Raw genomic sequence first — 23,743 nt, forward strand, 5'->3', positions numbered from 1 at the left:
GTTTCTTAATTACTGAATTGGGTAAAAGTTTAAAGCCATGCCTTCTTTTACCGCTGTATTGGGTACAATTTCAATCAAGCAATTTGCAATAGCCAATCCTGACAACATCGCTGAGCCCTGCCCTTTTGCAATTGTCAAATCAAATCCACCTTCTGGATTCTTTACATACATGCCACGCAAAAACTCTCTTCTTGGCTCTAACTTTTCACTCGTAAATCTTGCTGCACCTTTCATAAAAGTCGCATTCATTGCACCAATGCTTTTTTGCAAAAATGGATAAACAAAGAGATAGAACGTAACATACGCAGAAACAGGGTTGCCCGGCAACATAAACACATGTGCATTGCCAATTTTACCCCAACCAAATGGTTTGCCTGGTTTAATGGCAATCTTCCAGCCATTTAACTGACCAACTTCTTCAATGGCTTTACCCACATGATCTTCTTCACCCACAGAAGCGCCGCCGCTCAGCAAAATAACATCCTGAGTTTCTGCCAATGCTAATAACTGTGTTTTTGTTGCTTCATAGTTATCTTTCACAATGCCAGCATCATGCACATGATGATTTTTTTTCAACCAAGCTTGTAACATGAAACGATTCGCATCATAAATTTTACCTGGTGCCAATGGCTCTGATTGAGGAATCAATTCACTACCTGTTGAAACTACAGCAATGGACAATCCATCAAATACAGAAACTTCGCTGTAACCTTGCGATGCACACAAAGCGATTGTTGCTGCTGTCATTTCTCTATTTTTAGCTAATAACAAATCACCCTTCTTAGCTTCTTCACCCAAATAACGAATATTCATGCCATTTTTAGGTTCACGCTGTAAGCGAATCACATCTTCACTACGCTCAACATGCTCTTGCATCACTACGGAAGTTGAGCCTTTTGGTGTGGCTGCACCTGTAAAAATACGAACCGCTTCACCTTTATTCAATACAACTTCTGCCAAATCGCCTGCTGCAATTCGACCCACAACTTTAAATTCAGTTAGATTCTCATCAGGATCACAAACCGCATAACCATCCATCGCGCTGTTATCGAACATTGGCGTATCATAAACAGCGAATAGATCCTCACTTAAATGCTTACCCAAGCTTTCAATCAAAGAAACCTTGCAAACTTTTTGAGGTAGTTGAACTGCTTCGCTTAATTGCTCTAATGCAACATGAAAATCTAACATGCTCTTTCCTTCAATATTTCAGTAATTTGATTCACAGCATCCCAATCATTACCATTGATAAATGCCGTTGAATCTTCAAATAACAATGAATCATTTTTCATTTTCACTAAGAAATCTCGTATTCTGCGCTGACCTTGCAAAAGCAATGATTCGATTTCATCCAAATATTTAGCCTTAAATATCAATAGACCATAATGCTCTCTTTCATGATCTTTTGGATAAACAGCATCTAAGTTTTCTTTTTGTAATTTAGATAGCTGTTTTATCACTAAATCTTTAGGCAACAAAGGTAAATCACAAGTGACAACTTGAATAATATCTTCTGGCTCTACAAAACTCTTAATTGAATAAATCCCTGCAAGCGGACCATCACGATAAAATCGCTCATCATCCTTCAAAATATGTGATGAAATTTTCTGATATTCCGCAAGATCTTCATTCGCAGAAATATAAATCTGATCCACTTGTGGCAATAAAGCATCATAAACCCACTGAGCTAATGGCTTACCTTCAATCACTACCAAGCCTTTGTTAATTCCACCCAAGCGACTGCCTGCACCACCTGATAGAATCAAACCGATAATCTTACTCATGCCAGCGCTGCTTTCGATCTTGATCACTCGATTTTGCTTCTACCCAATGATCTGTTGAATCCACAAACACTTCTTTTTTCCAAAAAGGTGCATCAGCTTTCAAATAATCCATAATGAATTCTGTTGCATGAAATGCAGCTTCACGATGCGATGAAGTTGTCGCAACCAATACAATCGGTTCACCAACAAGAATTTCACCAACACGATGCACAACCCTACAACCTGTAATCGCCCAACGCTCTTTTGCAATATCAATGATACGCATAATTTCACGCTCAGTTAATCCCCCATAATGCTCTAAAAACAGTGCTTTTAGATTTTTAGTATGATCATGCCCACGAACATAACCCACAAAACTACTAGATGCACCAACATTGTGGCTATTTTCTAAAAGTTGATTGACTTCATCATCATGTTTAAAAATATCAGTCTGCACAACAACAGAGAACATTTAACCTCCTGTCACTGGTGGCAAAATAGCAACACGATCGCCTTTTTGAATCGGTGCAATTTCATACATAATTTCATCATTGATCACGACACGAAACACTCTTTCTGGTGCCAATGCATCCGCCCAAGTTTCATTGCGTGCTTTTAATTCTGCCAATAAGGTTTCAGTATTACCTGATTCCCAAGCCATTTCTTCTTGCGCAATCCCAACACGATCTTTCAACACACCAAAATATTGAATGGTAATCATCACATCTCCTATGCCGCTTTATGTTTCAATCTAAAAAAGCGAATCAATATCCCCCCTGATCTACCAAAGAGCAGAGAGAAAAAGTAGATTATCCCGGCAACACCAATGATTGCTGGCCCACTTGGCACATCCAAATAAAAAGATGTTAACAATCCAAAATATGCAATTAAGAATCCCAATAGAACAATGACAACAAATAAACCTTCAATGGAACGAACCCACAACTGCCCAATAATCACAGGCAACATCAATAAACCTACTGCCATCAATGAACCTAACGCTTGGAATCCTGCAATAAGGTTCACCACAACAACCAATAAGAAAATTCCGTAGTAATTCACACCTTTAATTTTCATGGATTGTAAAAAGATGGGATCAATCACAAACAAAACCAATGGTCGATAGATGATCGCAATAGTGATCAATGTAAAACACATAATCGCCCATAAAAAAATCAACATGTTGTTATCTATAGTTAACACTGAGCCAAATAAGATGTGTAACAAATCCACCTGTGAGCCAATTTTAGAAATAATGATCACACCGATGGATAGTGAAATCAAATAAAATGCTGCAAAGCTCGCATCTTCATTGAGCTTGGTATAACGGGATACTAAAAATGCCAAAAGCGCGATGGCAATTCCTGCAATAATGCCACCAATGCCCATTGCAATGAGATTAAAACCATAAAACATAAAGCCCAAAGCAATGCCAGGCAAAATACCATGGCTCAATGCATCACCCACCAAGCTCATACGGCGCATCACCAAAAAACTGCCCACAACGCCAGAAGAAACCGCCACCATAAAAGATGCCAACAATGCCCTTTGCATAAAAGGAAATGTTATAAATGGTGTAACAAAAAAATCCCACATAATTGACTTATTTTTCCTTATTCAGGTACTGAACAGATTTCAGCACTATCATCCCAATATAATGAGGCTGAATAGGCTTTCTCAAAATTTTGTTCGGTTAATACATCTTTTGTTTTACCAAATGCAACCGTTTCACATGCCATCATTAAAGTATAATCAAAGTGTTCTTTCGCCACGTGAAAATCATGAATCACAGCAATCACTGTTTTACCTTGCTCTCGCCAATTGGTAATCACTCTGCATAGATCTAAATTTGTTTTAGCATCCACAGCATTGAAAGGCTCATCCAATAGAATCACATCAGCATCTTGTACTATGATTCGTGCAAACAGTGCGCGCTGAAATTGTCCATTGGATAAATTATCAATTGTTCGATTTTCAAAGCCAGTCAAACCAACGGTAGCGAGTGCTTCCTTGACTTTCGTCATAGTATCTTCAGGTATTTTGCTAAAAATTGATCCAGTTGCTAAGAATCCGGTTGCTACGAGATCCTCCACCGTAATTGGCAAGGAACGATCGATATCAGATTGTTGAGGCAAGTAACTCACTGTTTCTTTATGATTAAAACAGACACTACCTTCATCTGGCGATAACATCCCCATCATGATCTTCAAAAGTGTACTTTTTCCTGCGCCATTGGGTCCAATAATTGCATTTGTAAAACCACATGGAAAGTCCACGCTAACGTGGTGCACCACGGGATGGCGTTGATAGCTCATCGTGACATTTTGAACAGTAATACAAGGATCCAACATTTTAATCATCGCTTTTTCTAGTGATTGCTCAGTATAATATAAACAGTTAATATTCTATAATAGAGATTGAGATTCACCTAAAGGTGGTCTTTAGCAATCACATTAAAATTAAGTATAATATCCCATTGATCTTATGAGTTGCGAGTAAATAATGAATAAAATAGCATTAATTATAGATGACAGTGCAACAGCCAGAATAGGTATTAAAAATATGTTACAAAACCTTGGCTATGCAGCACATACTGCAAATAATGGATTAGACGCATTAGATCGCGTTTTAGCTGTAAAACCTGATGTCATATTATTGGATTTATCCATGCCTGTATTAGATGGCACAGAGATTTTATCTATATTAAAACAGCATGATGCCACCAAAAATATTCCTGTGATTATTCTTTCAGGGAAAGAAGGAATCTGTGATAAAATTCGAGCAGAAACACTTGGGGCAGCAGGATTTTTAAATAAACCTTGTAAGGTAGATCTGCTCACGAACATGTTAACCTCTCTAAAATTAATTCAATAAAGGCTTTAACATTATGAGTATCAGAGGAATTGTTTATACAATCGATAACATACTGTGCATTACACAGATCGATACGATCTCTGAAGTTGTGCAAGGCATTACACCAACACCAATTCCTTTAACAAAAGATTGGTTGGTGGGCACGATTCAGTTACGTGGAAGCATTGTGCCTGTTACCGATATATTGAAACTTTCCAACCCTTCAATTACCAATCGCTCTCTAGAACAACATAAAAATAATATACTAATCATTCAAGATGCTGATTGGCAATATGGTATAAAGGTTAATAAGTTAATGGGGATTCGTGTAATTCAAGCAGAAGAAAAAGCAGCAACTCACTTCCCGCCTGAATTTGAAGGATTACCTGAATTAGTAAAAGGCATGTATGAGATTGATGAAGGCTATTTATATAATATAAACCTATCAAAACTCATCCAGAATAATGCATTTATGCATCCAGAATTATAGAGATAATATTTATTTTATAGAGGCAAAGAACCATGCTACCTAAACTTAAGAAATTCGTATCCACGCATATTCCCCATATACTCTGCACTATTGCGCTTGTTGTGTTTACAACGCTAGCAATGACTATGGTTTATAATGCACATAATGCGACATCGCAAGATCAAACGAACTTGCTCAACAATCAGATGTCTTCTAGTAGCATCAACTCTATCAATGCAACAAAATTAGCAAATGCATTTAAAGCCAATAACACTGATGAAGCTGAAAAACTATTAACATCGCTACAAAAAAGCTTAAGCGCACAAAACCAAAACCTTGCAGTGACATCTTCTAACTTAGAAACACAATCAGGTGCTTATTCAATTTTTGGTATCGTTGTACCAAGCATTGTTCTATATGTTTTCTGGGGTTTAGCAGCATTAAGTTTATTGTTGTTGATTATCTTCATGTATAAATCAAGCACGACATTATCTGTTGAAGATTCTCAATCTTTACAATCACAACAACATACGCAACAAGCATTGTTGGAGTTCTTAGAAGTGATTCAAGCATTGTCTGAAGGTGATTTAACTGTACAAGCTCAAGTATCTGATGACATCACAGGAACATTGGCTGACTCATTCAACTTCTCAGTTGAGGAATTGAGAAACCTTGTTTCTATGGTTAACCAATCCACTAAGAAATTATCAGAAGCTGTTGGTGATTCATCCACAGTTGCAGAAGTATTGTTAAAAGCATCTACAGAACAGGCTCGCAGAATTTCTGAAGCATCGAATACAGTTATTCACGTAACGGAAGCAATGATTGACGTATCTGATCAAACATCATCCGCTGTTGATATCGCGATGAGTTCAACTGAAGCTGCCCGCTCTGGTTCTGAACGTGTACGTTCAACAATTTCAGGCATGGATCAGATCCGAGATCACATTCAAGAAACATCAAAACGTATTAAACGCTTGGGTGAATCCTCACAAGAAATCGGTGACATCGTAGAATTGATCAACGACATCGCCGATCAGACACACATCTTGGCATTGAACGCATCAATTCAGGCTGCTGCCGCAGGTGATGCAGGCCGAGGCTTCGCCGTAGTTGCTGACGAAATCCAGCGTTTGGCGGAAAGAACAGGTAACGCAACACGCCGTGTTGAAAACATCGTTAAAGCTATCCAAACAGATACAAACGAAGCAATCTTCGCGATGGAAAAAAGTACAAGTGAAGTGGTGAATGGTGCGAACTTGGCTGAACGTGCGGGTGAATCATTGAATGAAATTGAATCAGTTTCTACACAATTGGCATCCATGATTCAAAACGTTTCGAAATCATCACGTGAAGTATCAACGTTGGGTAATAAGATGAAAGATAGTATCGACTCTATCAAGAAATTAACTGAACAAAACGTAACAAGTACACAAATTACAAATCGCTCTGTTGAGAAAATTAACGAATTAGCGAATGAATTACGTGAATCCATCAGTGGTTTCAAAATCAAATAATACAATCAAATATAGATTAGGCGCATAGTTTCTATGCGCTATTGACTAAAATAGATATAGGAACGAATCAATGGCAGCATTGCATGATGAGTTAATAATTGCAGTTCAAAGTTTACGTGCTTTCCTAATTCGTAAGATTTGGAGTACCGCATCAGTAGAAAAGAATGCTCAAGTGGCCGATGCTTTCGATGCGAGCTTTTTACTAAAACTAATTCAAGATGACTCTGAAAATGTTGAGATCTGGAAACATTTTGCATCTTTTTATCTACAAAAAGAGCAAAGATATTTCAATCACAATGAACAAAAAAGCATCTATGCATTGATTCGCCATTTGAAAGATGTGGAAGATGGTCAATCTATCCAATTAGATTTAATCACAGAAGCATTTAAAGAATTAAAACTACAAGCTATCTCTGATTCGGATCTACAACAATTAATTGTAGCACATACACCAATCATTGAAGAAGTTGCGGAAATAACTGAAACTGCTGAATCGATTGCTGAAGAGCACATTCAGCTGAGCAACATTGATTACACTGTTCTACCAACGGATGTTCTACAGAAATTAGTTTTAGATATTAATGCGAACAGTACATTGCCAGCCGATGCTGGGAAAATCATTCAGCCGTTTGCAGCAGCATTACAATCGCTCTATCAAGATGCGCCTAATTTTACTCAAGCAATATCTGATAATGACAAAATTATTGCTTTAATTAAAATCACTGACTTCTTTGTGATTTCTAGCCAAACAAATAATTTTGCAATTTCTGATAGCTTTGAATCTGCGCTTAAAACACGCTACATGCTATTAACGCAGAAAAATTTCCATGATGCTGTTGAACGCCTAAAAAATTCACCGAAAAATGATGCTAAATATTTAAAAGATGTCAATGATATTGCCAATGCAGCGAAATCACAGCTTTTATTTGTGCCAAGCGAAACACTCAAAGCACAACTAGCAACATTTACTGAACAACAAACAATGGATAATGCCATTGTTATCCTCAATCAGATTCATACAGAGCTCACAGCATTAGATATCATTCAAGTTCGCTCTGAAGTTGTGATTGAACCCAATGCAATTGCAGAAACAAAAGAAATTACTGTTGTTGCTCCAGAGATTTCAGTCGCACCAACAGCCATTGCGAGCAACAAGAAACATCCATATTATTTGGAAGGCAGTTTAGAGCCTACCATGAAAGAATCACCACAATATGATGACGATCTGATTCAAGAGCTCAAAGAAAGCTTCCGAGAAGAAGCAGAAGATGAAATTTTCCCATTGATCGAATCTGCATCTGCAATTCTGAAAAATAAACCTTATCAAGAATCTGATATATTAGATTTGCGTCGTGCTTATCACACATTAAAAGGTAGTGGATACACTGCATCTATGCCAGTTATTGGTGAAATTGGCTGGCAAGTTGAACGCGTTATCAATGGCGTGAGAGACAATCATTATCCTTTCAGTGATGCTATTTTATATCATGCATTAGATGGTTACGATGCAGCTAAAGCCGGTTTAAGCAATCCTGATCTTCAAGACAATGAGTTGCAACGCTTAACATATCAAGCACAATACCTAATTGATCACAAGGGTATTATTGAGCCGGAAGATGCGACTGTAGAGGCAACACAAAGCACATCAGAGCCTGTTCAAGAAATTGCTATAGAAAATACAGTAAGCTATCAATCATTTGAAGAAATGACGGATGGTTATTCATCACGTTATCAATTGCAAGGTTCTGCAGCACCTGTTGAATCTGAAATTGCCTCTTTGGATGAAGACTTGGTTGCTGAATTAAGAAACAGTATGTTTGATGAAGCTAAGCGTGAATTATTGCCAGAGCTCAATCAAATTTCATCCAATTTATTGAGTGATTCTGCATCACATTCTGATTTAGAACGTGCTCGCCGTGTATTCCATACATTAAAAGGCAACGCCTTAATGATTGGCTTAAATGCATTAGGTGAAATTGCAGGTACAATTGAAACGATTTTAGATGCTATCTTAGCTGGACGATACAAGCTTTCTCCTGCGATCACATCGCACATTGCTGATGTTTATCTTAGTTTAAAAAAATATCTCAATCAAATCCCAGTTTCTGAAGAAGAGCGTAGCCGTTTATTGTATCAAGGCAATATGCTCAAAGAGCATAAAGGCGATGTTTCTGCTTTATTAACTACCGCAACAATGCCTCAAGCTGTCATTGCAGAACCTGTGCCTGTAGCACCTGCACAACCTAGTGTTGAAGATATTCTATCTGAACGTCGTCAGGCAATGTTTGAGAACATCCAGAATGTTATCGAGCAAAGTGAATTAAGTACACTTGATCAAAAACTCTCTGATGAAACACTAGATCTTACAGATGAAGAATTAAGCCAAAGATTAATTACTGGTTTTACAAAATGTGAAAGTAGAACTTATTCTGCTCTGAANGAAACACTAGATCTTACAGATGAAGAATTAAGCCAAAGATTAATTACTGGTTTTACAAAATGTGAAAGTAGAACTTATTCTGCTCTGAAACGTTATAGTCAAGATATTGGGCTGTGCTTATTGCACCCTAACTTCTCTGCTGAACATCCATTGCACCACCTTTTAATCAGTGCTTATCATAAGCATCTATTATTATTCCGTGCGCATGGCTTAACACCACAAGATGTCCGTTTAATCTTATGGGGTAAAGTGTTAACAGCTGTTTTAGCAATCATCAAAACTAATCAGATCAATGAATCTGTGGCTTACGAATACATTGAAGAACTTCAAAAGCCTATTTTAGAAGTTGAGCATAAAGAAGTTAAAACCACAGCAACTGCTGAAGCACAAGAAGAGATTGATCCTGAATTAATGCAGGCATTCGTTGAAGAAGCTCACGAAGTTTTAGAACAAGCTGATGAACTCATTCAACAATGGCAAGAAGAAAACTACAACCCAAAATCTGATAAAATTTCAGAATTACGCCGCCAAATGCACACATTAAAAGGTGGCGCGCGAATGGTGGGCAAAGAAGGCTTGGGACAGTTGAGCCATGCTTTGGAATCACTATTGGATCCTAACTATATTACGTTATTTGACTCAGATCCTAAGCGTTTTGAAGTATTACAGCGTGCACTCGACCATTTACAAGTATTGTTAGAAAGCTCAAATAAGCAGTTAGATCATGAAGGCTTTAACTTATTATCTGCATTGCATCTATTATTGGGCAATGAGAATCCACCTGAATTAACAAAAGAAGGTACTGTTTCTGGTCAATCTACAACCACAGAAGTGACAGATAAAACAGCAACAGCTGCTCAGTCAGAACTGAGCTCATTGAAAATCTCTCCTGTTCAGCTCAATAGAATTAGTGAAAAAGTATCAGAAAACAATATCCTCACAACTCAGTATAATAATTCAATGTCTAGCATCGCGAGTATATTGGCTGAAATTGCACGCACAACTCAGCACATCAATATGACTGCTCGTAATATTGAAATTGAAACAGAAGCACAAATGGTTTCGCGTCATGCTAAAGCATCGCAAAACAAGGAAGAATTTGATCCTTTAGAGCTCGATCAATTCTCTGAATTACAACATTTGGCACGTTCCGTTTCTGAGTCCATTGAAGATCTCAATACTTTCCATAAGCACATCAGTGATTATATGGAAAATATGAATGCCTCTTTATCTAAATTCTCAGGCAATCAGAACTTAATTTCTGACACACTGACAGACATTGGTACAGTCAGTTTCAATCATATTTTACCAAGACTTCGCCGCATTGTTCGCCAAGTCAGTAAAGCCAATAATAAACAGGTAGAATTAGTTGCCATTGGTGTTGATACACAAGTGGAAAGAGTTGTTTTAGAACAAATGACCGCAGCATTTGATCACATGATTCGTAACTCTATTGTCCATGGTATTGAAGCGCCTGAAGATCGAATCAAAGCTGGTAAACCAGAGAATGGCACGATTACCTTGAAAGTATCTAAACGTGGTTCTGATTTGGTGATTGAATTAGCCGATGATGGTAAAGGCTTTAACATTGAACAGATTCGCACTAAAGCAGTTGAAAAAGGCTTGGTTGATCAAGATACAGTCATTGATGATAATGAATTGGTTAACTTAATCATGTTACCAGGATTCTCCACCGCAGCTCAATTATCACAAGATGCTGGCCGTGGAGTTGGCCTCGATGTATTAGCCAAAGCAATGGCAATCTTGAAAGGTACAGCAGGTTTATCCTTTGTGCCAAATGCAGGTGTAACATTTAAAATCTCGATCCCTGCAACCTTGATGATTGTTCAATCTCTAATTGTGAATGCTGGTGGCCAAAACTATGCAATCCCAATTGATAATATCATTGGCGTAACACAAGAAAAAGATGTCATCTTTGATGGCAAACGCACGCAATTCTCATACCATAATCACATTTATGAAGCTTATGACTTAGCTAAAATTTACTCTGGTGTGGATGTTGATTTACAAGAACAGAGCTACATTTATCTATTATTCGAAGTGAATGGTAAATCAATTGCTGTGGGCGCTGAATCTATCATGTCACAGCTTGAAGTACTGATGTATCCACTGAATCCTCAAATTGCACATATTCCAGGCTTAACAGGTAGTGCAGTCACCCCAGATGGTGAAACAATTTTCACTGTTGATATCGCAGCATTCTCACAAAGCATGATGACTGCTTCTCAGAAACCTGAAGTAGAGGTTGTGAAGAAAGTTAAACCAACAACAGATACAGCGGCTGATAGCCCAACAATATTAGTTGTAGATGACTCTATTACTATGCGCCGTGTCAGCCAACGCATGTTAGAACGTGCAGGTTATAAAGTTACAACAGCAAAAGATGGTTTAGATGCGATTGAAACTTTAGAATCATTACAACCTGATTTGATCATGCTAGACATTGAAATGCCACGCATGGATGGCTTTGAAGTTCTAACGTATCTTCGTAGCACAGAAAGATTTATGCAAACACCTGTGATGATGGTAACATCGCGATCAGGTGAGAAACATCGTAATCGTGCCTTTGAAATTGGCGCCAATGAGTATTGTGGTAAGCCATATCAGGAAGAACAAATTTTACAGACAATTAAAAAGCTTTTGCACAAAGAAGATTAATTGCAACAAGATAAGGAGCTTGTATGAGTGTCGGTAAACAAATGCAACTGGAGTTTAAAGACTTTGATCAAGTTGCTAATGTCTATATGGATTTTATTGTTGGTGGTGGCTTTTTCATCCCAATGGCTAAAGTAGATTTTAGTTTAGGCGATGAAATATTCATTGCTTTAATTTTGCCAGATGAACCAGGTAAACGTCATCCTGCGGCAACTAAAGTTGTATGGATTAATCCTGAAAACTCACTGAAAGGAAAACCAGGAATTGGTGTACAATTAACGGGTATGAATGCAGGACCATTAAACGAACGTTTAAAGCGTTGCGTTGGCTCTGCACAGAAAAAATCAACTTTTGCCCTAACCATGTAGTGATATGTTAATAGATTCACATTGCCATTTAGATCGCATCGATCTTACCTCGTTTGACCATAATTTTGACAATCTTATGCAAGAAAACCACAAAGCACATATTTCACATATGCTTTGTGTTTCTGTGCATCCTGATGATTGGCAAAATATGGCAGATATAACAGCGCCCTATTCTAACGTTTTCTTATCTTTTGGGATTCATCCTGGCGACATTAAAGCTAAAGATATTGATTTCACGATTCGTCATTTTGATCCCTATATGCAAGATCCTCGTGTCATTGCAATTGGTGAAACAGGTTTAGACTATCATTATGGCGAAGATCATAATCTTCAAAAGGAAATTTTTGCTCGCCAAATTGAAGTGGCAAAACTCTATCAAAAGCCTTTAATCATTCACACGCGAGATGCTCGTGAAGATACTATTGCGATTCTCAAAGAACATGAAGCTGAAAAATGTGGCGGCATGATGCATTGCTTCACTGAAAATTGGGAAATGGCAAAAGCTGCTTTAGATTTAGGCTTTTACATCTCGTTTTCTGGCATTGTGACATTCAATAATGCACAAAGCTTACGTGATGTTGCCAAACAAGTGCCGTTAGATCGTTTATTAGTGGAAACTGATTCGCCTTATTTAACGCCTGTACCTTATCGTGGTAAATTAAATTATCCTGCACGTGTTCAACATGTTGCGGAGAAATTGGCAGACTTGAAAGAAATCAGCTTTGATAAAATGGCTGAGATCACTACCCAAAATTTTAAAACCCTTTTTAAAGTTAATCTGGATTCATAATCATGTCCAAGGCTCTGATTACAGTATTAGGCGATCTTATGTTGGATCGCTATTGGTTTGGCTCTGCAAAGAGAATATCTCCTGAAGCTCCCATTCCTGTCATCAATGTACAAAATAACGAAGATCGCTTAGGAGGTGCAGCTAACGTTGCATTAAACCTTCGCTCACTTGAGAAAGAAGTCGTTTTAGCAGGTTTGATCGGCAATGATTTGGAAGGTAAACGTTTCACAGAACTTTGCCAACAGAATAATATTCAGAGCAACGTATTAATTCAAGATAGCTTCCAAACGATCACAAAGCTCAGAATCATCAGTCGCCAACAACATATGTTGCGTTGCGACTTTGAACAATCGCATACATCCATAGATTTAGATGCTCAATATATTCAGCAATTACTAGAATTGATTGAAAAATCTAGCATTGTAATTTTATCTGACTATCAAAAAGGTTTTTTAGCTAATCCCCAACAATTCATCACACATGCTCGAGCACATAATATCCCTGTTGTGGTTGATCCTAAGGGCAATGACTTTACAAAATATCGTGGTGCAACGTTATTGACACCTAATCGCTCTGAATTTGAAGCAATCGTTGGTGTAACTTCATCAGAAGATGATTTACTAATCAAAGCAGAACAATTGCGCCATGATCTGAATTTAGATGCATTACTAATCACTCGCAGTGAAGAAGGAATGACACTCATTCAAAAAAATGAGCCTCCATTTACGATTCCTGCAAAAGCCCAAGATGTATATGATGTGACCGGTGCTGGTGATACGGTTATTGCAACTTTGGTTGCAATGATGGCAGAAGGTAAACCACTGACCGAAGCTACAACAATTGCTAATATTGCAGCATCCATTGTTGTTGGTAAACTTGGTGCATCGCAAGTTTCTATCCAAGAATTAAATCGTGCCATTAGCATACAAGAACGCGCGCACCACTTAGTTTTAACTTTAGATGAGCTTAAAGATGAACTCAAAAATGCTCGTGCCAATAATGAAACTGTTGTGATGACAAATGGCTGTTTTGATTTATTGCATAAAGGCCATGTCACTTATCTTAATGAAGCAAGAAAACTAGGAGATCGCTTAATTGTCGCGCTTAATTCAGATGCGTCAGTGAAGCGTTTAAAAGGTGAAAATCGCCCAATTATGGATGAATCTAGCCGTGCAACAGTTTTAGCATCTTTAAGCGCGGTTGATTGGGTTATTATGTTTGATGATGATACGCCAGAATCTGTCATTACAGAGCTATTGCCCGATATTTTAGTCAAAGGCAGTGATTATACTCTTGAACAAATTGCAGGTGCACAAGCTGTATTAGATAATGGCGGTGCTGTCAAATTACTAAGTTTTGTTGATGGTTATTCCACAACTAAAGCGATTGAAAAAATTTCACATAACAATAAGTAATAAAAAATATTACTTATTGTTATAATTATGTTATAGTTCTGTTAAATATTTATTTAGACTAAGGTGAATTTCAATGGATGAGAATAAACGCAAAGCACTCCAAGCTGCGCTTGGCCAAATTGATAAACAGTTCGGTAAAGGTTCTGTTATGCGCTTTGGTGATAAAAATGAAGACACAGATATTATCCCTGTATCAACTGGCTCTTTAGGCTTAGATATTGCTTTAGGCATTGGTGGCTTACCTCGTGGTCGTATCATTGAAATTTATGGTCCTGAATCATCAGGTAAAACAACTTTAACTTTACATGCTATTGCTGAAGCACAAAAAGCTGGCGGTACAGCCGCTTTTATCGATGCTGAACATGCTTTGGATCCAGTTTATGCAGCAAAATTAGGTGTAGATGTCCCTAATCTTTATATCTCACAGCCAGATAATGGCGAACAAGCATTAGAAATTGCAGATACTTTAGTTCGCTCTGGTGCTGTTGATATTGTTGTTATCGACTCAGTTGCTGCATTAACACCTAAAGCTGAAATTGAAGGCGATATGGGTGATTCACATATGGGCTTACAAGCTCGTTTAATGAGCCAAGCATTACGTAAATTAACTGCGAACATTAAAAAATCTAATACTTTGGTTATTTTCATTAACCAAATTCGTATGAAGATTGGTGTAATGTTTGGCAACCCTGAAACAACAACGGGTGGTAATGCATTAAAATTCTATGCATCTGTTCGCTTGGATATTCGCCGCATTGGCGCTATCAAAAAAGGTGATGAAGTTATCGGTGCAGAAACACGCGTTAAAGTTGTAAAAAACAAAGTTTCTCCTCCATTCAAACAAACTGAATTTGACATCATGTATGGTGAAGGTATTTCTCGTACAGGTGAAATCATTGATCTTGCAGTTAAAGCAAACATCATTGAGAAATCTGGTTCTTGGTACAGCCATGGTGATAAACGTATTGGCCAAGGTAAAGAAAATGTTAAGCAATTCTTGAAGGATAATCCTGAATTGGCTGAAGAGATCGAACAACAAGTTCGTGAATACTTCCTTTCTCAACCTGTTGAAAACATCTTATTAGGCGCGCCTGATGATGAAGATTTTCAACTAGATGAGACTGAAAACTAAATCTCATCTATAATTGAGCCACCGCCATGGTGGCTTTTTTATTTCTATATTCAAATTTTATGTCAAATCCTACAGAAACCCGTACAGAAGTCCGTTTCGTCACTGTTAATGAGCATCAATCAGGACAACGTGTTGATAACTTTCTCATGGCACAATTCCGCACATTACCGAAAAGCCGTATCTATCAAATGATTCGTAAGGGTGAAGTTCGTGTTAATAAAGGCCGAGTAAAGCCTGAAACTCGTATAGATGAAGGTGATATTGTTCGAATTCCACCAGTTTCATTAACACCTGGCGCTGAAAATGAAATTCCTATTTTCTGGAAAGAACGTTTAATCAAAAATATCGTACATGAAGATGAACGCTTATTAGTAATCAATAAGCCAGCGGGCATCGCTGTGCATAAAGGCAGTGGTTTACCTTATGGTGTAATTGAAATATTGCGTGCAGCTCGCCCAGAATTAGAATTCTTAGAATTAGTACATCGCTTAGATAAAGATACAAGTGGCTGCTTAGTTCTAGCAAAATCAGGCAAAATTTTGCGTGATTTACAAAAAGCATCCATGAACAAACGTTATTTATGTTTAGTAAAAGGCTATTGGGATAAAGGTCGCTTTGATCAACATGCTAAATTAGACATAGAAAACCGTGAACATGGTGAACGTCATGTTGTGGTTTCTCCGAATGGTAAAGAAGCACATACCCGCTTTGATATCATCGAACATTACCCTAAAGCGTCACTATTAGAAGCAAAATTATTCACTGGCCGTACTCATCAAATTCGTGTACATGCTGCGAGTATGGGGTTCCCATTATTGGGTGATGAACGTTATGGTGATCCTGAAGTAAACAAAGCATTTAAATCAAAAGGTTTAGGCAGAATTTTCTTACATGCGAGTAGCTTAATGATAGATATGCCACCGTATGATTATGCATTCAGCGCACCATTGCCTGATGATCTCAATAAATTCTTAAATAACTTACGTTAATAAAATACCCCAGACCAAATATCTGGGGCTTTTTTATCATAAATCATTGTGATAACTAAATTCTGACAAAAGCATCTTTCATCTTCACAATAAATCCGCTATTTTAATTAACTTTATTTAAGTTAAAGAAATAAGTATGGATATATTAAAAGATTGGAAACTACAATCGCTAGGGATTGCAATTATTGCACTCTGCGAAGCTATTGGTAAAAGAGAAATAGGGATAGTTCTTGTTTTCCCTATGCTATATGCAATGATTGTGGGCGGCATTATTAGTGTGCCTAAATTTAAAATTCTCAATGAAAAAAATATGAAGCATGCATCGACAGTGATGGGTGTTGCATTAGTGATTTTGGTAGTAAAGTTAGGCATGTCTGTAGGACCCAATATACCTAAAATTATGGCTGCAAAAGGTGCTCTAATCTTCCAAGAAATTGGTCACTTTGCAGGTACAATTTTATTAGGCTTGCCATTAGCCATTGCTTTAGGTATGGGACGTGAAGCTGTTGGTGCTACATATTCTGTCGGTCGCGAGCCGAATATAGCCATCATTGAATCTAAATATGGTTTAGATTCACCAGAAGGCCGTGGTGTTATGGCAATTTACATCTGTGGCACACTTTTTGGTGCAATCTGGATGTCTATTTTATCTGGCCTTGTTGCTCGTATGGATATTCTTCATCCACTTGCACTTGCAATGGGCGCTGGTGTTGGTAGTGGCAGCATGATGGCAGCATCGGTTGCCCCTATTGTAGAGCTCTATCCCGAACAAGCTGATAATATTCAAGCTTATGCTGCATCTGCTAACTTAATGTCCAGCGTTGTTGGTATTTATATTTATATATTCTTCTCATTACCATTCGCATCTTTCTTATACAATAAAATTAAAGGCGTCAAGGGATAATTTATGACACACAAAATTTTTGAAACTATCTCTGTCTTAATTCTATTAAGTATTTTCACAGCTCTTGGTAATGCAGTAAGCTTATCCATTTATGGTGCAGGCTCTGCCTCTTTCATGACATTACTAACAGATAGCTTAGCTGCTATGTCTATTTTAGCTGGTATTTCTTTAGTAGGTTACTTAATTGGCCTATTACCAAAGTTTAACAAATTACCTGTCATTCTATGGGCTTCAATTGTTGCAGCTTACCTATCATCACCGTATTTTCCTTACAGTGAAGTATTAGTACAAGTTACCAATAAAGTCTCTCTATTAGTGATTTGCACGCCAGTTTTAGCATTTGCAGGTTTGGCATTAGGCAAAGATCTTGCTCAATTTAAAACAATTTCTTGGAGAATTATTCCTGTTTCTCTCGCTGTTTTCACAGGAACATTCGTTTTCGCTGCACTCATCGCACAAGTCACTTTAAGATGGGAAGGCGTTATTCCATAATCAAACGTTCATATAGGAATGAATTATGATGACAAAAGAAGAGCTCAAAAAACGTGTTTGTGAAGCAATTGCTAACCGTAAAGAAGATATCAAAGCATTAGCTGTTGATATTTGGCGCGAGCCTGAATTAGGCTATAAAGAAGTAAAAACTGCCGCTAAAGTTGAAGCAGCTTTTACAGCCTTAAACGTGCCTTATAAAAACCAATTAGCATTAACAGGTGTGAAAGCACGTTTAAAAGGTGGAAAAGGCAGTAAACATAGTATTTGCGTGATTGGTGAATTAGATGCCATCATTTGTGCAGATCATCCCGATGCTGATCCTATTTCTGGTGCAGCACATTGCTGTGGGCATAATGCTCAGATCGCTAACATGATGGCCGTTACAATGGGCTTAGTTGATTCAGGTGCTATGGAATACTTAGCAGGTGATGTTGTACCATTTGCCGTGCCTGCTGAAGAATATGTGGAGATTACATATCGTAATAAACTCATCAAAGATGGCAAAATCAAATACATTGGTGGTAAGCCTGAGTTGATCTCTCGTGGCGAATTTGATGATATCGATATGGCACTACAAATCCATTTAACAGGCGTTAAACAAGATCGACCTAATGGCTTCATCGAAATCTCCACAACAACCAATGGATTCATCGGTAAACTGATCAATTATAAAGGCAAACCTGCACATGCTGCAGCTGCGCCACATTTAGGTGTAAATGCATTGAATGCTGCTATGATGGGATTAATGGGAGTCAATGCGATTCGCGATACTTTCAGAGAAAAAGATTACGTTCGTTTCCATCCTATCATTACTCAAGGTGGTGATTTAGTAAATGTTGTCCCAAGTGATGTAAAAATGGAAAGCTATGTTCGCGCATCCAATGTTCCCGCAATGGTTGATGCCAATGAGCGCATTACTCAAGCTTTAAGAGCTGGTGCAATGGCAGTTGGTGCTAAAGTGGAAGTTCAGGATTTACCAGGTTACTTACCACTTTATAATAATCAAACACTCAATGATTTATTAGAAAGCAATGCTGGCACATTGATTGGCTCAGAAAATGTTTGGGAAGCACCTCACATGACAGGCAGTACAGATACAGGTGATCTTTCTCACATTATGCCTGTGAGCCATCCTTGGATTGGTTCAATCAGAGGCTCATTGCATGGTAATGATTATTTTGTCTTCGCTGATGATATGGCATACATTCATCCTGCACAAATGATGGCAATGACAATCATTGATCTACTTTATGATGATGCATCAGCAGCCACAGAGTTATTAGATAACTATCAGCCAATTATGAGCAAAGAAGAATATTTATCTTTCTTAGATAGTTTCAATACATAATATCCGAATAAAAATGCCGCTAATCAAAGCGGCATTTTTATGAAATTCCTTTTTTATTTGCTCTTTAAAATCTGAACTTGGTTATTGGCAACCAAAGGAATAGGTTCAGGATTTGGTAAAAAAGAACAAGCTGCGTCAGCACACTTGCCACAGCAAGTCGCAACACCTAAATTCATTTGAAGATCAGACAGCTGTGTTGCTCCATTCGCAACTGCTTCCTTGATCTCTTTATCAGTAATGCCATTACAAATACAAATATACATACACAACCTCTTACTTCGAACTCAACAAGATCATAGTGATAATTATTACTATTTGCAAGTAGTTTATTTATGAGAATATTTTATAATTTAAATTATTCAATACGATAAATGCCATCAGCATTGTAATTGCTAGCCTTCTGCCATTCGTAAACTGCTTTCACAGTTTCTCCATCCATCAAGCCTTTATCAATTTTTGGCTCAAATAAGAAATTTTCTGAGATTAGTTTCTCTTGTAACTCTCTTACTAAATACCCTTCCGAACCTTGCATTAAACGCTCAGCTGAAAAACCTTGCTGTATTGCGTATAAATAGCGCGTGTGTGTTAATAGATATTGATAGGGTAAATGTAGATCTAATTCTGAAGGCAACGCTGGTTGGCCCGCCAATACGCGGAACTGTTGATATTCCCCGCTTGGCATCAATTCATCATGAAATCCTGAGATTACTTGGCAACCTGCAGATTTATAATCGGTATCAATAGTACCTGCGGCATGAATATGATCATTCGGAGCACAAGCATCCAAAGCTAGATGATCATTACCATAATCACGCCAAACTGGTGTTGAAATATGTCGAGTTAAACGAAAAGCACCTTCTTCTTTTGGACGATTATCCGGCTCATGCGCCCCCACATAATATTGATATAAACCTTGTGCCAATTGGTTACTGATTCGCTTATCAGGGTTTTCACGCTGCTTGATCAAGTTGGCAGCAAGTGGCACAGTTGAACCTTGGAAAACTGCAATTTTATGATTTTTACGATCCCAAATGCCTAATAAACAATTGAGATGTAAATAATCCAATTCATTTTCAGCAATCCTAATCTCTGTTAGCCATTTACCTTTCTCAGATAGAGATTTACCTGCACGAATACCAAATAGTACAATATCACCTGTTAAACGATAATGACATTGCTCCACAAGGCGCACTAAGTGTGCTGAAGAAATTGTAAATTCTTTATCTGAATATGGCATAGAGAGATGTGCTGTATCGACCTCACCAAAAAATAAACCTTTCATAACATCTCTCCTATGCTGATATGTAATTGTACTAGTATCTAGTTTAAATTATACCTTGCCCAAAGGGCGAGATATTAAAACATAAAATCAATTACGCTTTCTTCATAAACTCTGATTTCAACTGTAAGCTTGTGCCATTCACTTTACAATCTAAATTGTGATCGCCTTCAACGATACGAATACCTTTGATCATTGTGCCTTGCTTCACCACCATAGATGAACCACGCACTTTTAAATCCTTAATCACAGTCACTGAATCACCATCCACCAACGTATTACCATGTGCATCTTTAGCCGTTAATACATCTTCTGCGGAATCAACATCATTTGCTGACCATTCATTGGCACATTCTGGACAAACAAACATTTCACCATCAACGTAAGTGTATTCTGAGTTACATTTCGGGCAATTTGGCATTGTCATTATAATATTCTCCTAAAAAATCTACCAAAAAATAGGACTGCCATTCTAAGCGGTTTGGTAAATCTTTACAACTCAATGGAAATATATGATATATATTAACTATTTTCCAATCAGTCATTATTTGTTGAATTCATTTATAATAGAGCAATTTCCATTTATCGATATAGTCATGCTAACCATCAAACACATCCCAGATTACTTAAAATTAATCCGTTTTGATAAACCGATTGGCACACTTTTATTATTGTGGCCAACGCTGTGGGCACTATGGATCGCAAGCTCTGGTATGCCAAAGATTAGTTTGATCATCATATTCACATTAGGTGTATTCATTATGCGTTCTGCAGGCTGTGTAATGAATGATATTGCAGATAAAGACTTTGACCCACATGTTGAACGTACCAAAGATCGACCATTAGCAGCGAAAAGTATTACATTAAGAGAAGCTTATGGCGTACTCTTGTTGTTTATTGGCATAGCATTTATTCTGGCACTGTTTCTTAGTTGGAAAACAGTTTTATTATCCATTCCTGCGTTAGTCATTGCACTTTCATATCCATTTGCTAAACGCTTTCACTCTTTGCCACAAGCACATTTGGGCATTGCTTTCTCATTTGGCATTCCTATGGCATTCATGGAAATTACAGGTGAATTGCCTTTAGAAGCCTATTTGATTTTTGTGACGAATATATGCTGGACATTAGTGTATGACACAGAATATGCAATGAGTGATCGCGAAGATGATAAATTCATTAATATTAAATCTAGTGCTTTATTATTTGAAAGCTTGTTGGGTGCTAAAGATTATTGGATCATTATTGGTTTACAAACAATCGTGGTGACTTGTTTAATCACACTAGGCATTTATGCTCATTATTCTTCCATTATTTGGGGCATAACGCTCTTGATTGTGATTGCATTATTTATCTATCATGTTCAGCTCATTAAAGATCATGATCGTTTAAAATGTTTCAAAGCATTCCTACATAATAATTGGGTCGGTGCTGCGATCTTCATTGGACTTGTAATTGAATATTCTTTTTAAGGAGCCATTTTATGGGCAACCGTTTATCTAAAATTGTGACAAAAACAGGCGATCATGGCGAAACAGGATTAGCCGGCCAAACTCGTGTCCCTAAAAATCATCCTAGAATTCAAGCTGTAGGTACAGCAGATGAGTTAAACTCCAATCTTGGCTTATTAATGGCTCATATGCCAACTGAGTTAGATTCTATTAAAGAAGAATTTTTTAAAATTCAACACCATCTATTTAATTTAGGTGGTGAACTTGTGATGCCAGAACATCCTTTTATGACAGAAGCGATGGTAGAATTTTTAGAAGATCGCATTGTTCATTACAATGAAACATTACCATATCTTAAAGAATTCATCCTGCCAAGTGGTTCAATTCCAACTTGTCACGCGCACATTTGTCGTACCATCACAAGAAGATTAGAGCGCGAAGCAATTACATTACACCAAGAAGAAGCATTAAATTCAGTACTTTTGCAATATATTAATCGTTTATCAGACTATTTCTTTGTGATTTCTCGTACTATTGCACGTGCAACACAAGGTCAAGAAATTTTATGGAATAAAGATCTCAACTGATGGGCTTCAATCACATCATCGTACAAATGCCCATTCATACAACAACTTTAAAATGGGCTCGTTGTGCATCCCCACATTTAATCCAGACAGAATATTCTTATAAAAGAAATAATTATCTCTTATTGAGCAGATCATTATTGGAATATATTTTGCAACAATATTTTGATATTCCAAAATTGCCAGATATTGCTTATTTAGAACATGGCAAGCCAAATTTCATTCATCATCCTGAGATTGCTTTCAATATTACACATACAGACACAACTATGGCGATTATCGTTGCTAATGCTGCACCTGTAGGTATTGATATAGAAACAATTAAGACTAGAAAGAATTTTCAGGGATTAGAAGAAAGAGTATTATATGCAGAAGAGCAAAATTGGCTAAAACAACAACCCAATTATCTAGAAGCATTCTTCACATTATGGTCATCTAAAGAAGCCTATTTAAAAGCAACTGGCACAGGACTATCTGGTCTTTCATCATTAGAATTAAATATGAATCAGCATATAGCACATGGAACACTACAACAAGGCTCTTTATATATTGATAAAACTTCACGCGATGAAAGTTTTGTGTGCTACTTGCCGAATAAAAATAGCAAACCTAATTTATATACGTTCAATGGACAAAAATTAGAGTTATCCGTCAGGGAATGGCTAGAAATTGAATGTTGTAGCCATTACCCCTACAAAGATATAAAAAACTAATTAGTCATGGTGAATAAGAAAATCTTCTTTCTGTGCACCCTGTTCAATTAATTCCTTCATCCAGATTGGCATCTTGCCACGACCACTCCATTCGATGGTTTCATCAGATGGATGACGATATTTCATAGGAACTTTGTTAGTCCTCACACCAATATCTTTCTCAGTGTAAATATCATCTAAACTCAAGCCTGATGCTTGCAATAAGTTTTCAATCTTTTGGCGGATGCTCTCTGCTTCTACTTTCTTTCTCTCTTCGATTTCATGACTAATTTCAATCATTAAAACTTCTAGTTGAGATAAAGAATATTTCTTATAATCAATTTTCATAAACTACCCATTCACATTTTCGTTGACTCTAAAGTATTATATAATACTTAATATATTATATTCATAAATAATAATTACTGCATATAAAATATGCTTTTCATTATATACAAATAAAACCACTTATTTTCTATTCAATACATATTTTATTAAAAAACAATAAGAACTGTAAATTACTATTAATATCAAATAATGTCAACTAAAATATTAACTAAATAATTGAAACAACAAAAAGC

25 protein-coding genes are annotated in these 23,743 nt (G+C 37.2%); 15 read left to right on the forward strand and 10 right to left on the reverse strand.

The window, feature by feature from the left end; all coding sequences use genetic code 11:
• Positions 1–9: 9 nt before the first annotated feature.
• The 6 genes from BZK16_RS08620 to BZK16_RS08645 are packed head-to-tail and all read right to left on the reverse strand — an operon-like array spanning position 10 to position 4,123.
• A complete protein-coding gene (locus BZK16_RS08620) occupies positions 10–1,191 on the reverse strand; it encodes a molybdopterin molybdotransferase MoeA (protein ID WP_077928488.1) in 1,182 nt (393 codons plus the stop codon).
• Positions 1,185–1,784, reverse strand: a complete 600-nt coding sequence (gene mobA, locus BZK16_RS08625) for a molybdenum cofactor guanylyltransferase (protein WP_077928489.1) — start codon at positions 1,782–1,784, stop codon at positions 1,185–1,187. Before mobA ends, BZK16_RS08620 begins: the two co-directional genes overlap by 7 nt.
• Positions 1,777–2,235, reverse strand: coding sequence for a molybdenum cofactor biosynthesis protein MoaE (locus tag BZK16_RS08630; protein ID WP_077928490.1), 459 nt, complete (start codon positions 2,233–2,235; stop codon positions 1,777–1,779). The genes mobA and BZK16_RS08630 overlap by 8 nt, the downstream gene beginning before the upstream one ends.
• A complete protein-coding gene (locus tag BZK16_RS08635; protein WP_077928491.1) occupies positions 2,236–2,484 on the reverse strand; it encodes a MoaD/ThiS family protein in 249 nt (82 codons plus the stop codon). It abuts the gene before it with no gap.
• Positions 2,485–2,492: 8 nt separating this feature from the next.
• Positions 2,493–3,359, reverse strand: coding sequence for a metal ABC transporter permease (locus BZK16_RS08640; protein ID WP_077928492.1), 867 nt, complete (start codon positions 3,357–3,359; stop codon positions 2,493–2,495).
• Between the two features lie 17 nt (positions 3,360–3,376).
• Positions 3,377–4,123 carry a metal ABC transporter ATP-binding protein gene (locus tag BZK16_RS08645; protein WP_233145248.1) on the reverse strand — a complete coding sequence of 249 codons (747 nt, stop codon included), beginning with the start codon at positions 4,121–4,123 and terminating at the stop codon, positions 3,377–3,379.
• 142 nt (positions 4,124–4,265) lie between these two features.
• Here BZK16_RS08645 and BZK16_RS08650 point away from each other — a divergent pair, with 142 nt between their 5' ends.
• The 12 genes from BZK16_RS08650 (at position 4,266) to BZK16_RS08705 (ending at position 19,156) form a co-directional block, all read left to right on the forward strand.
• Positions 4,266–4,637: a response regulator gene (locus BZK16_RS08650; RefSeq protein ID WP_077928494.1), complete on the forward strand. Its 372-nt coding sequence runs from the start codon at positions 4,266–4,268 to the stop codon at positions 4,635–4,637.
• Between the two features lie 13 nt (positions 4,638–4,650).
• Positions 4,651–5,106: a chemotaxis protein CheW gene (locus BZK16_RS08655; RefSeq protein WP_077928495.1), complete on the forward strand. Its 456-nt coding sequence runs from the start codon at positions 4,651–4,653 to the stop codon at positions 5,104–5,106.
• Positions 5,107–5,207: 101 nt separating this feature from the next.
• Entirely contained in the window at positions 5,208–6,602 is a 1,395-nt protein-coding gene (locus BZK16_RS08660; RefSeq protein WP_233145249.1) for a methyl-accepting chemotaxis protein, read from the forward strand.
• 1,813 nt (positions 6,603–8,415) lie between these two features.
• Positions 8,416–11,721, forward strand: a complete 3,306-nt coding sequence (locus BZK16_RS08665) for a response regulator (RefSeq protein ID WP_456300694.1) — start codon at positions 8,416–8,418, stop codon at positions 11,719–11,721.
• Positions 11,722–11,744: 23 nt separating this feature from the next.
• Positions 11,745–12,086, forward strand: coding sequence for a PilZ domain-containing protein (locus BZK16_RS08670; protein WP_077928498.1), 342 nt, complete (start codon positions 11,745–11,747; stop codon positions 12,084–12,086).
• A 4-nt stretch (positions 12,087–12,090) separates the two neighbouring features.
• Complete coding sequence (locus tag BZK16_RS08675; RefSeq protein WP_077928499.1) at positions 12,091–12,876, forward strand: TatD family hydrolase; 786 nt, start codon at positions 12,091–12,093, stop codon at positions 12,874–12,876.
• A 2-nt stretch (positions 12,877–12,878) separates the two neighbouring features.
• Positions 12,879–14,291 carry a bifunctional D-glycero-beta-D-manno-heptose-7-phosphate kinase/D-glycero-beta-D-manno-heptose 1-phosphate adenylyltransferase HldE gene (gene hldE / locus BZK16_RS08680; protein WP_077928500.1) on the forward strand — a complete coding sequence of 471 codons (1,413 nt, stop codon included), beginning with the start codon at positions 12,879–12,881 and terminating at the stop codon, positions 14,289–14,291.
• Positions 14,292–14,364: 73 nt separating this feature from the next.
• A complete protein-coding gene (gene recA / locus BZK16_RS08685; RefSeq protein ID WP_077928501.1) occupies positions 14,365–15,423 on the forward strand; it encodes a recombinase RecA in 1,059 nt (352 codons plus the stop codon).
• Positions 15,424–15,482: 59 nt separating this feature from the next.
• The gene (locus tag BZK16_RS08690; RefSeq protein WP_077928516.1) at positions 15,483–16,412 is read left to right on the forward strand and encodes an RluA family pseudouridine synthase; all 930 of its coding nucleotides are present in this window, start codon (positions 15,483–15,485) and stop codon (positions 16,410–16,412) included.
• A 136-nt stretch (positions 16,413–16,548) separates the two neighbouring features.
• Complete coding sequence (locus BZK16_RS08695) at positions 16,549–17,316, forward strand: DUF3100 domain-containing protein (protein WP_077928502.1); 768 nt, start codon at positions 16,549–16,551, stop codon at positions 17,314–17,316.
• A gap of 3 nt (positions 17,317–17,319) precedes the next feature.
• The gene (locus tag BZK16_RS08700) at positions 17,320–17,808 is read left to right on the forward strand and encodes a hypothetical protein (protein ID WP_077928503.1); all 489 of its coding nucleotides are present in this window, start codon (positions 17,320–17,322) and stop codon (positions 17,806–17,808) included.
• 28 nt (positions 17,809–17,836) lie between these two features.
• Entirely contained in the window at positions 17,837–19,156 is a 1,320-nt protein-coding gene (locus BZK16_RS08705) for an amidohydrolase (protein WP_198932446.1), read from the forward strand.
• 53 nt (positions 19,157–19,209) lie between these two features.
• Here the strand turns inward: BZK16_RS08705 and BZK16_RS08710 are convergent, their stop codons facing one another.
• The 3 genes from BZK16_RS08710 to BZK16_RS08720 form a co-directional block, all read right to left on the reverse strand.
• Entirely contained in the window at positions 19,210–19,419 is a 210-nt protein-coding gene (locus BZK16_RS08710) for a bacterioferritin-associated ferredoxin (RefSeq protein WP_077926102.1), read from the reverse strand.
• A gap of 92 nt (positions 19,420–19,511) precedes the next feature.
• Positions 19,512–20,438 carry a peptidoglycan-binding domain-containing protein gene (locus BZK16_RS08715; protein WP_077928505.1) on the reverse strand — a complete coding sequence of 309 codons (927 nt, stop codon included), beginning with the start codon at positions 20,436–20,438 and terminating at the stop codon, positions 19,512–19,514.
• 91 nt (positions 20,439–20,529) lie between these two features.
• Positions 20,530–20,862: a zinc ribbon domain-containing protein YjdM gene (locus BZK16_RS08720; protein ID WP_077928506.1), complete on the reverse strand. Its 333-nt coding sequence runs from the start codon at positions 20,860–20,862 to the stop codon at positions 20,530–20,532.
• A 169-nt stretch (positions 20,863–21,031) separates the two neighbouring features.
• Between BZK16_RS08720 and ubiA the strand changes: the two genes are divergently transcribed.
• The 3 genes from ubiA to BZK16_RS08735 are packed head-to-tail and all read left to right on the forward strand — an operon-like array spanning position 21,032 to position 23,183.
• A complete protein-coding gene (ubiA, locus tag BZK16_RS08725) occupies positions 21,032–21,907 on the forward strand; it encodes a 4-hydroxybenzoate octaprenyltransferase (RefSeq protein WP_077928507.1) in 876 nt (291 codons plus the stop codon).
• Between the two features lie 11 nt (positions 21,908–21,918).
• Positions 21,919–22,473 carry a cob(I)yrinic acid a,c-diamide adenosyltransferase gene (locus BZK16_RS08730; RefSeq protein ID WP_077928508.1) on the forward strand — a complete coding sequence of 185 codons (555 nt, stop codon included), beginning with the start codon at positions 21,919–21,921 and terminating at the stop codon, positions 22,471–22,473.
• Positions 22,473–23,183 (forward strand): 4'-phosphopantetheinyl transferase family protein, encoded by a 711-nt coding sequence (locus tag BZK16_RS08735; RefSeq protein ID WP_077928509.1) that lies wholly within the window; start codon positions 22,473–22,475, stop codon positions 23,181–23,183. The genes BZK16_RS08730 and BZK16_RS08735 overlap by 1 nt, the downstream gene beginning before the upstream one ends.
• Here BZK16_RS08735 and BZK16_RS08740 read toward each other — a convergent pair whose 3' ends face one another.
• Positions 23,184–23,510 carry an H-NS histone family protein gene (locus tag BZK16_RS08740; protein ID WP_077928510.1) on the reverse strand — a complete coding sequence of 109 codons (327 nt, stop codon included), beginning with the start codon at positions 23,508–23,510 and terminating at the stop codon, positions 23,184–23,186.
• Positions 23,511–23,743 lie beyond the last annotated feature (233 nt).

Source organism: Wohlfahrtiimonas populi (assembly GCF_002006795.1).
Taxonomy (GTDB): domain Bacteria; phylum Pseudomonadota; class Gammaproteobacteria; order Cardiobacteriales; family Wohlfahrtiimonadaceae; genus Wohlfahrtiimonas; species Wohlfahrtiimonas populi.

Bases quoted from the DNA above. Each gene is read 5' to 3' on its own strand.
- BZK16_RS08740 (WP_077928510.1), bottom strand. From the start codon at position 23,510: ATGAAAATTGATTATAAGAAATATTCTTTATCTCAACTAGAAGTTTTA.
- BZK16_RS08630 (WP_077928490.1), bottom strand. From the start codon at position 2,235: ATGTTCTCTGTTGTTGTGCAGACTGATATTTTTAAACATGATGATGAA.
- hldE (WP_077928500.1), top strand. From the start codon at position 12,879: ATGTCCAAGGCTCTGATTACAGTATTAGGCGATCTTATGTTGGATCGC.
- BZK16_RS08640 (WP_077928492.1), bottom strand. From the start codon at position 3,359: ATGTGGGATTTTTTTGTTACACCATTTATAACATTTCCTTTTATGCAA.
- BZK16_RS08655 (WP_077928495.1), top strand. From the start codon at position 4,651: ATGAGTATCAGAGGAATTGTTTATACAATCGATAACATACTGTGCATT.
- BZK16_RS08715 (WP_077928505.1), bottom strand. From the start codon at position 20,438: ATGAAAGGTTTATTTTTTGGTGAGGTCGATACAGCACATCTCTCTATG.
- BZK16_RS08675 (WP_077928499.1), top strand. From the start codon at position 12,091: ATGTTAATAGATTCACATTGCCATTTAGATCGCATCGATCTTACCTCG.
- BZK16_RS08670 (WP_077928498.1), top strand. From the start codon at position 11,745: ATGAGTGTCGGTAAACAAATGCAACTGGAGTTTAAAGACTTTGATCAA.
- BZK16_RS08730 (WP_077928508.1), top strand. From the start codon at position 21,919: ATGGGCAACCGTTTATCTAAAATTGTGACAAAAACAGGCGATCATGGC.
- recA (WP_077928501.1), top strand. From the start codon at position 14,365: ATGGATGAGAATAAACGCAAAGCACTCCAAGCTGCGCTTGGCCAAATT.
- BZK16_RS08620 (WP_077928488.1), bottom strand. From the start codon at position 1,191: ATGTTAGATTTTCATGTTGCATTAGAGCAATTAAGCGAAGCAGTTCAA.
- BZK16_RS08705 (WP_198932446.1), top strand. From the start codon at position 17,837: ATGACAAAAGAAGAGCTCAAAAAACGTGTTTGTGAAGCAATTGCTAAC.
- BZK16_RS08650 (WP_077928494.1), top strand. From the start codon at position 4,266: ATGAATAAAATAGCATTAATTATAGATGACAGTGCAACAGCCAGAATA.
- BZK16_RS08645 (WP_233145248.1), bottom strand. From the start codon at position 4,123: ATGATTAAAATGTTGGATCCTTGTATTACTGTTCAAAATGTCACGATG.
- BZK16_RS08690 (WP_077928516.1), top strand. From the start codon at position 15,483: ATGTCAAATCCTACAGAAACCCGTACAGAAGTCCGTTTCGTCACTGTT.
- BZK16_RS08710 (WP_077926102.1), bottom strand. From the start codon at position 19,419: ATGTATATTTGTATTTGTAATGGCATTACTGATAAAGAGATCAAGGAA.
- ubiA (WP_077928507.1), top strand. From the start codon at position 21,032: ATGCTAACCATCAAACACATCCCAGATTACTTAAAATTAATCCGTTTT.
- BZK16_RS08700 (WP_077928503.1), top strand. From the start codon at position 17,320: ATGACACACAAAATTTTTGAAACTATCTCTGTCTTAATTCTATTAAGT.
- BZK16_RS08695 (WP_077928502.1), top strand. From the start codon at position 16,549: ATGGATATATTAAAAGATTGGAAACTACAATCGCTAGGGATTGCAATT.
- BZK16_RS08720 (WP_077928506.1), bottom strand. From the start codon at position 20,862: ATGACAATGCCAAATTGCCCGAAATGTAACTCAGAATACACTTACGTT.
- BZK16_RS08735 (WP_077928509.1), top strand. From the start codon at position 22,473: ATGGGCTTCAATCACATCATCGTACAAATGCCCATTCATACAACAACT.
- mobA (WP_077928489.1), bottom strand. From the start codon at position 1,784: ATGAGTAAGATTATCGGTTTGATTCTATCAGGTGGTGCAGGCAGTCGC.
- BZK16_RS08635 (WP_077928491.1), bottom strand. From the start codon at position 2,484: ATGATTACCATTCAATATTTTGGTGTGTTGAAAGATCGTGTTGGGATT.